This window comes from Budvicia aquatica DSM 5075 = ATCC 35567 (genome assembly GCF_000427805.1).
In the GTDB taxonomy this organism is placed as follows: Bacteria; Pseudomonadota; Gammaproteobacteria; order Enterobacterales; family Enterobacteriaceae; genus Budvicia; species Budvicia aquatica.
Genome location: NZ_ATYS01000024.1, coordinates 31,689 through 47,078, shown reverse-complemented (window position 1 = coordinate 47,078; position 15,390 = coordinate 31,689). Strand labels below are relative to the sequence as shown.

Sequence of the window (15,390 nt, the reverse complement as noted above, 5' to 3'; positions counted from 1 at the left end):
ATTGTCTATCTCTCTCTAAATATATTCAGAATAATTCAGCTTACAGAGAGGCTGATATATCGATAGAATCCTATCGTCACCGCCATCGGTTTACCCCTAACGCTCATAGACATCATTTTTCGAACAGGTTGGCTGGCGGGCACTAACCTGCAGGTTATCCAACCGTAGGTTGCGCACACCGGCAATCTTGCCAAACTCCTGAGCAGTTAACGTTATATCGTTAAAATGCAGGTTATCTATGGGGCTTTCAGCGTTGCCCTCAATAAAAAATGCCCGGCTAAACGCCTCACTGCAAGAAAGCACGCTACGCACCTGTGAAATAGTAATGCCTTCCACCCGCGTGAGTCCTGCCTCCCCGTCTACGCCCTGAGCCAGTGTTTGCCAATGTGCGGGTATCGATTCATCGGTAATGACTGAGCCGTAGCTGTATGCAGGAAACCAGTTAAGCAGCAGCATAAACGGATAATGAACGTCGGTCATATACAGCCTGCTCACGCGGATGTTACGGATAAATCCGCCCCGGTTGCGCGCCGACTTGATGCGAAAACCCACGCCCGTTCCGTTAAACCTGATGTTTTCAACGGTAACCTGTTCAATGCCGCCGGACGTTTCACTGCCTAAAGTAATACCAGAACCGCGTAATAGCTCACATTCGCGGATGACGATATCTTTAGCAGTGGCGCCGATACGCTGTGCCTGCGCACCGCGGCCTGATTTAACGCAAATATTGTCATCATTGCAGAAAACCCGACAGTGCTCGACCACCACCTGCTGTGAAGAGTCAATGTCAATGCCGTCGGTGCTTGGTCCACCGGAGTTTTCCACCTGTAAATGATGTAAGTGCAGTTGCTGAGAGTAACAAAGGTGAATATTCCAAAAGCCTGACTCACGGGAAGTAAAACCGCTTAGCTCAATCTGTTCACTGCGATAGACCACCACGTTACGCGGTCGCTGACAATCATAGTCAACCACCCAACGCAGGCCGCGCTGGCTATATTGCGCCAGCATGCCACTCTGCCGGTCGTCACCCCAGAACTTATGCCACCAAACCGCCCCTTGACCATCAATAATACCGCCGCCGCAAATACAAACTTCCCGACAATGCAAAATATTAATCACGCCCGCAGGCCAGTCCATATCTATCCCTGCCACCCGGGTTTTCCCTATGGGATAATCTGTCAGTACACGGCTGCCCAGTAACACAGAGCCAATTTGCAGTTCTAAGGTAAGGTGGCTTTTCAAAAATAACGCTCCCGTCAGATAACGGCCCGGAGGGACAACTATCGTATCTCCGGGTTTGGCGCTATCAATGGCAGTTTGAATCGCCACGGTAGATAACCGCTGACCTGCTGCATCAGCACCAAAGTCGACAATGTTCAGCTTTTCCATAGGTTCTCCTCATCAGGCGGTGGTCGTCATACCGATATCACTCAGGCGTTATAGATAGACGTGCAGGTATTCAACCATGCATAGAATTGCCATGGCCTGTCCATAAGGCATCGACGTGAGCGGAACCTGGCGATAATAGTCCAAATTTTTGCCCATCGCAGTACCGAACGAAACGTTCATTAACTCCCCCTCTGCATTGATTTGCTGCACAACGCCCGATAGCGCTTTTTCCGCCACCGCCAGGTACTTAACGTCGATATAGCGTTTGCGCACGGCCTTCAAAATACCAAAAGCAAAACCAGCAGAAGCTGAAGATTCTAGGTACGATTCAGGATCATCTAATAGGGTGTGCCACAATCCACTATCGTGTTGGCACTGTGCCAGAGCTTCCACTTGACACTCTAAGACTTGGACTAAAAAGCGACGGGTCGCGTCGTATTCAGGTAAATCCAGCAGTTCAAGAAATTCCGGGATCACAATAGTCAGCCAGCTGTTGCCTCTAGCCCAACGGGCCTTGGCAAAGTTGTGCTTGCCTTCGAAGGTCCAGCCGTGGAACCACAGACCGCTTTCACGTTCCATAAGGTGTTGGATATGAACCAAAAACTGATACTTGGCTTCCTCCACATACTCAGGACGATTAAGCAACTTACCGATTTTAGCCAACGGAAGCACACTCATCATCAACGTGTCATCCCACAGTTGTTGATGGTTTTCTTCTGCCAGCGTAACGTGTTGCATACCACCGCGATCAGTGCGCGGCATTTCATACATTAGCCATTGTGCCCAGCGTTCCAAATAAGGTAGCCAACGCGCATCACCGGTCTCTTCATAACGATAAGCTAAAGTCAGAAACGGGCAGGCTGTATTAACATTCTTGGTCGGCGTCCCCTCCATAAAACGAGCGGCAAACCAATCATCAACGATAGCGCACATTTTGGTATCACCAGTCTGGCGATAATATTGGTGAATGCCATATAGGCCGATGCCGTGTGTCCACTCCCAGCCAGCCCAACCTTTGGTATCAATGACCCGTCCATCGTCAAGGCGCAGCAAAAACTCACCGGTTTCATCGGTAATATTGATTAAATTATCCACCAGACTATTAATCAGCTGATTCAGCTTCTGATGGCTAATGACACGCTCCGGTTGACGCAGTAGCAAACTGTGTTTTACAGGGTATACCAACATAACTATCTCCTTTTGACGCTAAATTAATTTGACGGTGTCGCGCGACCTGCCGTTTCCTGTCCATATCCGGATTCAGACAAACTCGGTGCTGCTGGCTTATTACGATTGAGATAACCAATATTATTATTCCCCCACAAAGATTCATATGGCATACCGGCAAGCATCTCTACGGTAGCTCGAGCCTCTGGCGTAATGTTGTTTGGTACCACATTATCTGCCATACGCATTTTTTCAGTTTCCTGACGCAACACACGGTGAGTGGCCAGATTAAGCTTGAAACGTAGCGAAATAGTGAAACCGATGGTTAACATCAATAGAGTTCCAAAACATAGGATCATCAGAATAGCGTGGCTCACCGTCTGAGCTTGCTCACTCTGACCGGAAACAAAACCGGACAGTTGCATGATGATGCCGACCAACATCACTGCACCTGCCTGTGAAGCTTTGCGTGTTAAGGTCATGATGCCAGCAAAAATACCTTCACGACGTTGACCGGTAATGACCTCATCAACATCAGCAATATAGGTATAGGTATTCCATGGGACATAGTTGATCCCGCCACGCCCCAGACCGGCGATACCGGAAACTAGCAGCAACAGTGAAAATACGTCACTGAGATTAGCGTAATACAACACCGCATAAGAGAGTGCGCTCATACCAAACAGAACCACTACCACACGGTAAGAAGGTGCAGGTCCAAAACGAATGCACAGCGGAATCATGGCAATAACGGCAACAAACTGCATGATCGCCATAGTCCCCATCAAGTTTGAAGCCGTAGCCGCGCTCTGCATTAATACAAACACTACATAGTAGGTAAATACCGCATTAAAAATATCCTGTGCTATATAACCACCAAGGTACATGCCCAAGTGTTGACGGAAAATACGGATACGTAATGTGGAAGTCAGTTCAACGTTTAAGCGTTTCAGGCTTTGAATCAGAGTAAGTTTTTGTTGTTCGGCTTCCAGTGCAGCAGCAGATTTCTTTTCAGGGGCCCGTTCCCAGGTAAATAAATAGACTAATGTCAGCACAAAAGCACAAATAACCGAAAAAACCAGGCTCGAATAGAAAAATGAAATCGCATTATCTTTACCGAAATAACTGAGCAGAATGCCCGGCAGGAATGCCGCTAAAATTGCTGACAGCTGCGCTAACCCGATTCGGGCACCTGAAAATTTGGTTTTTTGTTTAAAGTCATCAGTCATTTCCGGTACCAGTGTTTCATAAGGCACCAAAATCATGGTGTAGACTACGTCAAAAAATAGATAGGTCAGCATGTAATACCAATAATCCATATGCCCTACCCACATTAAGCTGTAGCTAAAGACTAGCGGGATACCAAGCAGGATAAAAAATTTACGACGACCAAAACGTTTGCCCAACCATGTAGCACCAAAGTTATCGGTAAAATATCCCATCAGCGGGCTGACAACCGCATCTAATATGCGCGCCATAGCAAAAATAAAAGTGGCTTCAATCGGCGTTAAGCCACAAAACGTGGTGTAAAAGTAGAGTAACCAAACGGCAGTGAGGGCTGTGGTACCTGCGCCCAGAAAATCGCCGGACCCATAAGCTATATAGTTAAAAAATCCTATCTTGCGTGTTTTCATAGCGAGTACACTCTATCGTTATACGTATGGAGATTACGATCGATTACCAAGTAGTAATCGGATATCCTCGAACTGAAGGCACGGTTAGAATATATAAGGAAAACTGGAGAAACCTTTTTAATTTTGCCACTTTATTGATTAAAACGGCAAAATGACAAAGGTTACCCCGATCAATATCTCAAGTTAATGAAATAATGTTTCATTAACTTTAAATGATCGGTTCAAATTAATTTACTCGTTCAATTTATTGACTTAACTAACAATTTAATAGGAATGAATATAATTATTGATTTATGTCCATAGAAAAAATAGCTGGTTAAGTTACCTGAAAAAGTAATAGAAATAGCGGATCAAATTATAGTTATTACAACTAAACGCTGACCGTTGGAGGAATACCGCCCCCCTGAGAAGAATATTTTATAAATATAGATTGATGAAATATAAATATGGATTATTTGGCTATTAATTTATATGACTTTTGTCATTTACCAAATGAAACAGGAAGAATGGTCAACTTTAAATGTCAGGTGACGATTTAGGCATAAGACCCGGAAATAAAATCAGGAAAAATGCCCGTCATCTTAATAACTGCTACTCTTCAACGGCCGGTGACAAAAATATTTTCTCAATAAACTCCGGCACCACCTGACTGGCTAAACCATAGTGCTTTTCAGCAAAGGTACTGCCAACCTGACTCGGTTCCAGATTGAGCTCTACCGTGTGGGCGCCATATAAACGGGCACTGCGCACAAAGCCGGCGGCCGGATAAACATTTCCGGAGGTACCGATAGCAATAAAATAATCGGCTTCAGCAATGGCCTGATTAATGGTCGCCATCTCAATCGGCATTTCACCAAACCAGACAATATGCGGGCGCATTGGCTGAGGCGTCGGGCAGCAGCAACAGCCATCATCAACGGTTAAATCTCCCCGCCACTCAGATACTTTTCCTGACACCGTACAGCGAACTTTAAGTAACTCACCGTGCATATGAATCACGCGAATATTGCCGGCCCGCTCATGCAGGTTATCGACATTTTGAGTCACCAGTAAAAATTTATTTCCCAGAACGCCTTCAAGTTTTGCTAAGGCCTTATGGGCATCGTTAGGATGAATGTCGGACTGAAATAGCTGACGACGACGCGCGTTATAGAACTTCTGAACCAGTTCAGGGTTAGCTTCAAACCCTTCAGGCGTTGCGACCTCATCAATGTTATGGTCTTCCCATAAGCCATCGGCGGCGCGAAAGGTTCGGATACCGGACTCGGCAGAAATACCGGCCCCGGTTAACACAACAACGGATGGCATTTTATCAACCTTCTCCTGCTCACCGGCAGAAAACAACTCGGAGTGAAAATAACGCATACGGCGGCGCTGGTGACGAAAGAACTTCGTTCGTGAACTACACAAACGGCGATGAACTCGCATAACGGCAAACTCCTTGTTGATTGCCCTAAATTAAAATCAGCACTTAGTTCAATCAACTAAGTTCAAGAATGCAGCACCACGCACGCCACCGGAATCACCCCAGCGGGCTTTCTCTATCCTAGGTACTTTGGCTACGCTTAACAAATGCGGTTTGATACGTTCAGGCAGCAAAGCGTACATTTCATCAAAATTAGATAACCCTCCGCCAATCACAACCAGATGCGGATCGATAATAGTAAAGATATTGGCCAGACAAACGGCCAGCAGGTCTAAGAAACGGTCAACGTGTTCAAGCGCATTAGCATCGCCGGAACGGTAACGCTCAATGATCACCTTTGCCGACAGTGGTTCAGCATAAAAATGTTGATATACCCACTCAAAACCGCGCCCTGAAATATAGTTTTCAATGCAACCGTCATGACCACATCCGCAGGGAACTCTTGGTATATCTCGTCCGAGAATCTCTAATCCGTCTACCGGAAGCCTTAAGTGGCCAAATTCTCCGGCAATATAGTTCCGGCCGGTAAAGCTCTTACCATTGATGACCAGTCCGCCACCAACGCCGGTGCCTAGAATAATGCCCAGTACGCTGGGATATTGACGAAACTCGCCGTCCCAGGCTTCGGACAAGGCAAAGCAGTTAGCATCATTATCAATCCGAATCGGGCGTTTAAGTCGCCTTTCTAGATCCGCCGCTAGCGGTTTGCCCATGGCTGCCGGAACGTTGGCAGTAAACAGCGCGCCGGTTTCACTATCAGGCATTCCCGGAATACCGATACCAATCATGCCCTGACAGCCTAATTCGGCATCAGCATCCAACGTGAGCTGCACGATAACGTCCAGCAAGGCCTGATAATCATCACGAGGAGTCGCCACCCGTTTTTGAATCAGACGATTGTGTTGTGCATCAAAAGCACCAAACTCAATCTTGGTTCCGCCCATATCAAAACCGTAATACATATCTGTTCCTTTAAAGTATCAGGTAAATCTGATTGAGCGGCGTTACTGTCCGCTCAATACCCTCGCAGGATCAATTCGGCTCGCCCGTCGTGCCGGATACCAGCTTGCCAGCAAACTCAAAATAATGGCCGTAATTAACACGCTGACAACATCAAGCGCGTGTAATTCTGACGGCAAGAAATCAATAAAATAGACCCCACCGGATAAGAAGTGGTGGCCCACCAGATTTTCAATCCCTTTAATAATATTGGTCAATTGAAGCGAGAGGATAATTCCCACCACCACGCCGCTGATACTTCCGATCAGCCCGGCCATCAAGCCATACCAAATAAAGACTGAGCGAATAAGGCGGTCTTTGGCCCCTAAGGTCCGCAATACCGCAATATCGGCACTTTTATCTTTAACCGCCATAACCAGCGTAGAAACAATATTAAAACAGGCGACGCCAATCACCAGAATCATGGCTAAGTACATGATGCTACGAATCAGCTGAATATCGCGGTACATAAAGCCGTAAGTGGAAATCCAGCTGCGATAATAAGAGTATTTCCCGCTGGCTTCGACGGCCGTTTTAGCAACCACTCCGGCAGCAAAAACGTCATTAGCCTTAAATGCAATGCCGGTAACACTGTCACCCATATCTAAATACTGTTGCGCATCGCTAAGAGGAACCATACCGAAACTATGATCAAGCACCCCGCTGAGCTGAAGAATACCGGTTACATGTAAACGGATACGCTTAGGCTGACCAATTTTCATTTCGCCCGTCGGGTCGTTATTGGGGATCATCACGGTCACCCAGTCGCCCTGCTTAACGTTCAACTCATCGGCAATGCCTTTACCCAAAATCAGCTGCTGCTCACCGGCTTTAAACTGTTTCCACGCATCGTTGAGTACAAACTGGGGTAAAGCACTTAACTTCTCTTCCTGCTCAGGTTGCACACCGCGAACCTGAATAGCCCGCAGTTGGACGCCGCTTTCAACCAGGCCGGTAAATAAAATATAGGGGGCAGCAACTTCAACGCCATTGGCTTTCTCAATGCGCTGCTGTGCCAGCGGCCAGTCATTAAACGGCTGGTCAACCGGCTCAACCTCACCGTGAGGGACCACGGCTAAAATTCGGTTTTTTAACTCCCGTTCAAAGCCGTTCATAGCGCTCAGACCGATAATCAACACCGCAACGCCCAGCGCAATACCGATAGTCGAAATAATCGAAATCAGTGACACCATACCGCTACTGCGACGCCCGCGGCTAAAGCGTAAAGCAATTTTTAACGATAAAGGCACGGCAGACATTACTCAGCCTCCAGCATCATGGCCTGCTGGCTAAGATGTCCGTCACGCATTTCAAGCTGGCGATCTAAGCGACGGGCCAGTTTCAGGTCATGGGTAACCACCAGAAAAGCGGTGCCCTGCTGGCGATTTAAGTTACCGAGTAATTCAAAAATACTGTCTGCCGTCCGTTGATCCAGGTTGCCGGTTGGCTCATCGGCCAGTACCAACGCAGGGTTATTCACCAACGCCCGGGCAATCGCCACGCGCTGGCGTTCACCGCCGGATAGCTCTGACGGGCGATGAGCAGCCCGATGTTCCAGACCAACCGCCGACAGCATTTGGCGGGCCCGGTCCTGAGCTTCTGAAGGTTTAACATTGCCAATCATTAATGGCATTGCGGTATTTTCCAGCGCGGTAAAATCAGGCAAAAGATGGTGAAACTGGTAAATAAAGCCTAACTGAGTGTTACGTAATTCAGCTTTTTCGCCGGAGCTCATTGAGCTGATGGAGCGGCCTTTAAAAATAACATCGCCGGCGGTAGGTGCATCCAGCCCGCCCAGCAGGTGTAATAAGGTACTTTTACCTGAACCAGAGCTGCCGACAATCGCCATCAGTTCACCGGGCTGCATAGAGAAAGCCACATGCTTTAATACTTCCGTTTTCAACTTACCTTCTTGGTAGGTTTTGCACAGGTCGGTACATTGCAGCAACAAAGAATTATTCATAGCGTAAGGCCTCTGCGGGTTGAACGGCGGCGGCGCGCCATGACGGATAAAGCGTAGAAAGAAGTGCGATGCCCATAGAGAACAAGGCAATAAGAATAACCTGCGAGTAGTCAATAGCGACCGGCAGTGCAACACCCGCAATAGACTTACCGATAAATGGCATCAGTAGGTTTAAATTTTTAGACAGTAAAACCCCGAACAAAGAGCCCATCAATGCCCCGATAATGCCCGCACTGGCGCCCTGAACCACAAAGATGCTCATAATCTGGCGGCGTTTCAGCCCCAGGGTTTTCAGGATCGCTACTTCACCCTGCTTTTCCATTACCAGCAGGCCCAGAGAGGTAATAATATTAAAGGCAGCCACGGCAATAATCAGGCCAATCAACAGCCCCATCATATTCTTTTCCATTCTGACGGCCTGGAACAGTTCACCTTTACGCTCACGCCAGTCTTTTAAGATCAGACCTTCCGGCAAAGGTTGCTGGCCCAGCGCAATAACCTCTAACGGTTTAGCCATGGATAAACGCCATCCGCTAATATTTCCGGCGGTGTAGCGCATTAAACGTGATGCATCCTGTTGGTTAACTAATAGCTGGCTGCTATCAACTTCACTGCCGGCGGAGAAAGTCCCCACAACGGTAAACAGCCGCTGGCTGGGAATCCGGCCCATCGGGGTAAACTGACTGGCACCGGTAACCATAATACGAATATTGTCACCGATCTGAATGCCCAGTTGTTCTGCCAGTTTATCGCCAAGAATAGTTTTATAGCTGCCCGGCGTGAGCTGAGACATACTTCCGGCATAAACGTATTTAGCCAGCGGGTCGTTATCTTGCTGATTAACCCCCAGCATAACGCCAACGGATAGCCCTTTTGCACTTTGTAGAATCACATCCCCCGTCGTCAGCGGTACGACGCGCGTAACGCCGGGCAGTTTCTCTAGCGGAGAGGACGGATATTCCTGAGGATTAAGCTGCCCTTGCTTGGTTGTGACTAATGCCTGTGGCATCAGCCCCAAAATATTGCCTTCCAGTTCTTGTTCAAACCCGTTCATCACTGAAAGCACTGTGACCAATGCCATTACCCCTAGGGTAATACCGATGGTTGAAAGCCAAGAGACAAACTGACTAAAGCGGTCTGAAGCTCGCCCGCGCATGTAGCGCAGACCTATATATAATGCGACGGGCTGATACATTAAGATCTGTTTACTCTTTTTATGGCCGCTTAGTGCAAAAAACGATGCAGTAAGCGACTCTGCCTGAGATTAAAATAGCGCTAGTATACCCAAACTTATTTGCGTTACAGCAAGGCTGCCGGCGGGTTTAGCTCGATAAGCTTACTCGAATAGATTATTCGGAACAGCCAATACAGCTAGCGTCGTTGCAACTTCAGATACGCAGGGTATATTGCTAAACTACAGCGTACAAGGATAATAAAGGGTCGCTCGGTTTTATGGAACCACTAAGCCGCAATCCGGTGATATTTCTTTGTTTTATTGACTACCCTGTTTTGTTATTTATCGGCATATGCGGGAAACTTACCCGATAAAAACCTCGTTCTGAGCGAAGAAACGCCGTTATTCAATTCATGGCGCTGATTTTATTCATTTAACCAGACAATCCAAAACGGTTAGACTAAAATACGCTCATTAGACATTAACCTATGCGGCTGATTAACCCGCGTAGCGTTACATAATTTGAATCAGATTGGAATGGGACAAAACCTAAGTTCCTGCCGAATAAAGAGATTGTATAAAAATTTATGTCCCTTCAACATCGTTTTACACTGCCTGAACGTCCGGGAGACCTGCGTCAGCTAGGTCAGCTATATGGTTCATCGATTACGGTTATCAGTGCCGAAATAATTAACCGGCATTCTGGCCCGGTCATGTTGATTGCGTCAGATATGCAGCAAGCGCTGCGTCTGAACGATGAGTTGCGCCAGTTTACGGATAAAACCGTGACGGCCCTGCCCGATTGGGAAACGCTGCCCTACGATAGTTTTTCTCCGCATCAGGAGATTGTCTCTTCGCGCTTATCCAGCCTGTATCAGTTACCACATATGAAAGACGGCGTGATGATCCTACCGGTCAACACGCTGATGCAAAAGGTTTGCCCGCACTCTTTTTTGATGGGCTATGCGCTGGCTGCTAAAAAAGGCGATGTGCTTTCCAGAGATAATCTACGATCCCAGCTTGAACAGGCCGGATATCGTTCGGTCGATCAGGTGATGGAACACGGTGAGTTTGCCACCCGTGGCGCCCTGCTGGATCTGTTCCCGATGGGGAGTGAAGAACCCTACCGCATAGATTTCTTTGATGATGAAATTGATAGTATTCGCCTGTTTGACGTTGATACCCAGCGAACACTCAATGAAGTAGAACAAATCAACCTGTTGCCGGCCCATGAATTTCCGACGGATAAAACGGCAATAGAGCTGTTTCGCAGCCAGTGGCGTGAGCAATTTGATGTGCGTCGCGACCCGGAACACGTTTATCAGCAGGTCAGTAAAGGCACATGGCCTGCCGGTATTGAATACTGGCAGCCGTTATTCTTTAGCCAGCCGCTACCGGCATTATTCAGCTACCTGCCGGAAAACACGCTATTAATCAGCCTGGGCAATATCGAATCAGCCGCAGAACGTTTTTGGCTTGATGCCTCACAGCGCTTTGATAATCGCCGGGTTGACCCTATGCGCCCGCTTCTAGCGCCGGAATCGCTGTGGCTACGGGTCGATGAGCTGTTTGCTGAGTTAAAGAAATGGCCGCGGCTTCAGCTTAATATCGACAAAGTTAGTAAAAAAGGCGGTAGCCAAAATTTAGATTATCTGCCGCTGCCGGATTTGACGGTTCAGCATCAGAATAAGTCACCGTTAGACAACCTGCGTCGTTTTGTCGAAAGCTTTAGCGGTCGGATTATCTTCTCGGTAGAAACCGAAGGCCGCCGTGAAACGCTGCAAGAGTTGCTGGCGAGAATTAAATTAAAACCCGCGCTAATCGATAAGCTCGAGCAGGCAGAGGCTGCCGGCCACTATTTAATGATCGGAGCCTGCGAGCATGGTTTTCTGGATAACGAAAATCAAACTGCCGTTATCTGCGAAAGCGATCTGTTAGGCGAACGAATTATTCGCCGTCAGGATAATCGCCGGGCGATTAATACCGATACCCTCATTCGTAACTTGGCTGAATTAAAGCCGGGCCAACCCGTCGTACATCTGGAACACGGCGTTGGTCGTTATGCGGGTTTAACCACCTTAGAAGCCGGTGGTATCAAGGCTGAATATCTGATTCTAACCTATGCGGGTGAAGACAAACTGTATGTGCCGGTTTCGTCGCTTCATCTGATCAGCCGTTATTCAGGCGGCGCCGAAGAGAACGCCCCTTTACATAAGCTCGGTGGTGAAACCTGGTCTAAGGCCCGCCAAAAAGCGGCCGAAAAAGTACGCGACGTCGCCGCTGAGTTGTTGGATATTTATGCCCGTCGTGAAGCCAAACCGGGCTTCGCCTTTAAACAGGACCGTGAACAATATCAGCAGTTTTGTGAGTCTTTCCCTTATGAGCCTACGCTGGACCAAACCAATGCAATTGGTGCGGTGCTGGGGGATATGTGCCGGCCAAATGCGATGGACCGTCTGGTATGTGGTGACGTTGGTTTTGGTAAAACAGAAGTGGCAATGCGCGCTGCGTTTCTTGCCGTTATCAATACTAAGCAGGTCGCTATTTTGGTGCCAACCACGCTGTTAGCCCAACAACATTACGATAATTTCCGCGACCGATTTGCTAACTGGCCGGTGCGTATTGAGGTCATGTCCCGTTTCCGCAGTGCCAAAGAACAGCAACAGGTTATGGAAGCCACCGCCGAAGGAAAAGTCGATATTCTGATCGGTACCCATAAGCTGCTACAAAGCGATTTACGCTGGAAAGATTTAGGCCTGCTGATCGTAGATGAAGAGCACCGCTTTGGCGTTCGTCAGAAAGAGCAGATCAAGGCAATGCGCGCCAATATCGACATATTGACCCTGACGGCAACGCCGATACCAAGAACGCTGAATATGGCTATGAGCGGCATGCGAGATTTATCGATTATCGCCACTCCGCCGGCGCGCCGTTTAGCAGTAAAAACCTTTGTTCGTGAATATGACGATCTGATTATTCGTGAAGCGATTTTACGTGAAGTACTGCGCGGTGGTCAGGTTTACTATTTATATAATGACGTAGCCAGCATTAATAAAACCGCTGAGCATTTAGCTAAATTAGTGCCCGAAGCCCGGGTCGCTATCGGCCATGGTCAGATGCATGAGCGAGATCTTGAACGGGTCATGTCTGACTTCCACCATCAGCGCTATAACGTGTTGGTGTGTACCACTATTATCGAGACCGGCATTGATATCCCTAATGCCAATACCATTATCATGGAACGGGCAGATAAATTTGGTCTGGCTCAGCTCCACCAGCTACGTGGCCGGGTTGGCCGCTCTCACCACCAGGCTTATGCCTATTTGCTGACGCCTCATCCGAAAGCCATGACGACAGATGCGGTTAAGCGTCTTGAGGCTGTCGCTTCGCTGGAAGATTTAGGCGCCGGGTTTGCGCTGGCCACCCATGACTTAGAGATTCGCGGAGCCGGTGAACTCTTGGGCGACGACCAGAGCGGCCAAATTACCACCATCGGCTTCTCGTTATATATGGAGCTGCTGGAAAGCGCCGTTGATGCACTCAAAGAAGGCCGTGAACCGTCATTAGATGACCTGACCAATAATCAAACTGAAGTCGAACTGCGGGTTCCGGCCCTATTGCCGGACGATTATATTCCGGATGTCAACACCCGCCTCTCGTTCTATAAGCGTATTGCCAGCGCGGCAACCGGGTCAGAACTGGATGAGCTAAAAGTCGAACTGATTGACCGCTTTGGTTCACTACCTGATGCCGCCCGCCACCTGTTACAAACGGCTGAAATGCGTCAACAGGCTAAGAAACTCGGAATTAAGCGTATTGAAGGTAATGAGAAAGGCGGATTTATTGAGTTCAGTGAAAAGAACAATGTGGATCCGGGGTATCTTATTGGCCTGCTTCAGCGCCAGCCACAGTGCTATCGGCTGGATGGCCCGAGCAAGCTCAAGTTCAACGTCGACCTGACGGATCGCCCTAAACGGTTAGAGTTTATTAAGTCACTGCTTAAACAGTTTGAAGAGCATCAGTTAGCCCATTGATACGCTTTTAAGCGATAAAAAACGCCGTAGCCTTTACCAAGCTACGGCGTTTTTCATCAGGCTATGCCGGTCAGAGCATCAAGATTAGTGAAGCTTTAATCTCGGACGAATAATCCGGTTGATACTGCCCACCAGCATCATCAGTCCCGTTTTGATATAACCGTGCAGCGCAGTCTGGTGCATACGGTAAAGTGACATATATGCCAGACGCGCCAGACGACCTTCAATCATCATTGAACCGCGGGTTAAATTTCCCATCAGGCTGCCAACGGTACTGTATTTTGATAGAGAAACCAGTGAGCCACGGTCAGTATAGCGATAGTTCTTCAGCGGTTGCCCGTTCATCAAGGCTAAAATATTGGTGTAACACAGGCTGGCCATTTGATGTGCGGCCTGAGCGCGAGGAGGAACAGGTGCACCATTCTCCCGCAGGCAACTGGCGCAGTCACCCAGAGCAAAAATAGCCGGATCGCGCGAGGTTTGTAGCGTCGGCTCAACCACTAACTGATTAATTCGGTTAGTTTCCAGCCCGGCGATGTCCTTCATAAAATCAGGCGCTTTAATCCCAGCCGCCCACACCAGAAGATCGGCCTTAATAAAATCACCGTTCTTGGTATGCAAACCGTCAGCGTCTGCGCTGGTTACCATGGTTTGGGTCAATACATTGACGCCAAGATTAATTAATTCTTGCTGAGCAGAGGCTGAAATTCGCTCCGGCAGCGCGGGCAGAATACGCTCGCCAGCCTCGACTAAGGTGACGTTCAGCGCCTTGTTATCCAACCCTTCATAACCGTAGCTGTGCAGTTGTTTAACCGCATTATGCAGCTCAGCTGAAAGCTCAACGCCGGTTGCTCCGCCGCCAACGATAGCAATGTTCACCCGCTCATTCTCATGAGGATGAGAGGAGAATTTAAGGAACAGATTTAGCATTTTATTGTGGAACAGATGGGCCTGCTCCGGGTTATCCAGATAGATGCAGTTTTGCTTAACCCCCGGAGTCCCGAAATCATTCGACACGCTGCCCAGCGCCATAACTAAAATATCGTAAGAAACGTTACGCTCAGGCACCAGTTCCTCGCCCTTCTCGTTATCGATTCGAGCCAGTCGGATAATTTTGTCATCCCGATTAACATCAACCAACGAGCCAAGCTGAAAATGGAAGCCGTGATTACGGGCATGGGCCAGATAGCTTAATGCATCAACGCCATCATCCAGCGCTCCGGTCGCCACTTCATGCAGCAGCGGTTTCCATAGGTGGCTATGGTTGCGATCGACCAGAACAATTTCGGCCTTTCCTTTGCGACCCAGCTTTTTACCTAAGCTGGTCGCCAGCTCAAGCCCGCCGGCTCCGCCGCCAACAATAACAATCTTTTTAATCTCTGTTTTCACAATCGTATCTCATTAAAAATAAACCAAAAATTTCTGGCAAGGGATTCGATTAATAACTTATAAAAACATCAAGTTAACTTGATTTTCCCTGCAATATTGACGTCAGAATATCATAATTGGACATTTGGTTATACCAAAATTGATATATATCAATTTTTAACCCGTTTGGGTGATTTGGCGACAGAGGTAGTTCAGATAGCGGGCAATAAAAAAGC

At 48.1% G+C, this 15,390-nt stretch carries 10 protein-coding genes; 1 reads left to right on the top strand and 9 read right to left on the bottom strand.

What is annotated here, in order from left to right:
* Positions 1 to 96: 96 nt before the first annotated feature.
* The 8 genes from YWE_RS0111010 to lolC form a co-directional block, all read right to left on the bottom strand.
* Positions 97 to 1,389, bottom strand: coding sequence for a glycoside hydrolase family 28 protein (locus tag YWE_RS0111010; protein WP_029094576.1), 1,293 nt, complete (start codon positions 1,387 to 1,389; stop codon positions 97 to 99).
* A 48-nt stretch (positions 1,390 to 1,437) separates the two neighbouring features.
* Positions 1,438 to 2,577, bottom strand: a complete 1,140-nt coding sequence (gene bglB, locus YWE_RS0111005) for a beta-galactosidase BglB (RefSeq protein WP_029094575.1) — start codon at positions 2,575 to 2,577, stop codon at positions 1,438 to 1,440.
* Positions 2,578 to 2,600: 23 nt separating this feature from the next.
* Positions 2,601 to 4,190: an MFS transporter gene (locus YWE_RS27095; RefSeq protein ID WP_036015778.1), complete on the bottom strand. Its 1,590-nt coding sequence runs from the start codon at positions 4,188 to 4,190 to the stop codon at positions 2,601 to 2,603.
* 591 nt (positions 4,191 to 4,781) lie between these two features.
* Positions 4,782 to 5,618: a Sir2 family NAD+-dependent deacetylase gene (gene cobB / locus YWE_RS0110995; RefSeq protein ID WP_029094574.1), complete on the bottom strand. Its 837-nt coding sequence runs from the start codon at positions 5,616 to 5,618 to the stop codon at positions 4,782 to 4,784.
* Between the two features lie 48 nt (positions 5,619 to 5,666).
* The gene (gene nagK / locus YWE_RS0110990) at positions 5,667 to 6,578 is read right to left on the bottom strand and encodes an N-acetylglucosamine kinase (RefSeq protein WP_029094573.1); all 912 of its coding nucleotides are present in this window, start codon (positions 6,576 to 6,578) and stop codon (positions 5,667 to 5,669) included.
* Between the two features lie 42 nt (positions 6,579 to 6,620).
* Positions 6,621 to 7,874, bottom strand: a complete 1,254-nt coding sequence (lolE, locus tag YWE_RS0110985) for a lipoprotein-releasing ABC transporter permease subunit LolE (RefSeq protein WP_029094572.1) — start codon at positions 7,872 to 7,874, stop codon at positions 6,621 to 6,623.
* Positions 7,874 to 8,578, bottom strand: a complete 705-nt coding sequence (lolD, locus tag YWE_RS0110980) for a lipoprotein-releasing ABC transporter ATP-binding protein LolD (protein ID WP_029094571.1) — start codon at positions 8,576 to 8,578, stop codon at positions 7,874 to 7,876. The genes lolE and lolD overlap by 1 nt, the downstream gene beginning before the upstream one ends.
* Positions 8,571 to 9,773: a lipoprotein-releasing ABC transporter permease subunit LolC gene (gene lolC, locus YWE_RS0110975; RefSeq protein WP_029094570.1), complete on the bottom strand. Its 1,203-nt coding sequence runs from the start codon at positions 9,771 to 9,773 to the stop codon at positions 8,571 to 8,573. Before lolC ends, lolD begins: the two co-directional genes overlap by 8 nt.
* A gap of 566 nt (positions 9,774 to 10,339) precedes the next feature.
* On the opposite strand from lolC, the gene mfd reads away from it, so the two are divergent.
* Complete coding sequence (gene mfd / locus YWE_RS0110970) at positions 10,340 to 13,786, top strand: transcription-repair coupling factor (RefSeq protein WP_029094569.1); 3,447 nt, start codon at positions 10,340 to 10,342, stop codon at positions 13,784 to 13,786.
* 84 nt (positions 13,787 to 13,870) lie between these two features.
* On the opposite strand, the gene YWE_RS0110965 is transcribed toward mfd, so the two are convergent.
* Positions 13,871 to 15,175 (bottom strand): NAD(P)/FAD-dependent oxidoreductase, encoded by a 1,305-nt coding sequence (locus tag YWE_RS0110965; RefSeq protein WP_029094568.1) that lies wholly within the window; start codon positions 15,173 to 15,175, stop codon positions 13,871 to 13,873.
* Positions 15,176 to 15,390 lie beyond the last annotated feature (215 nt).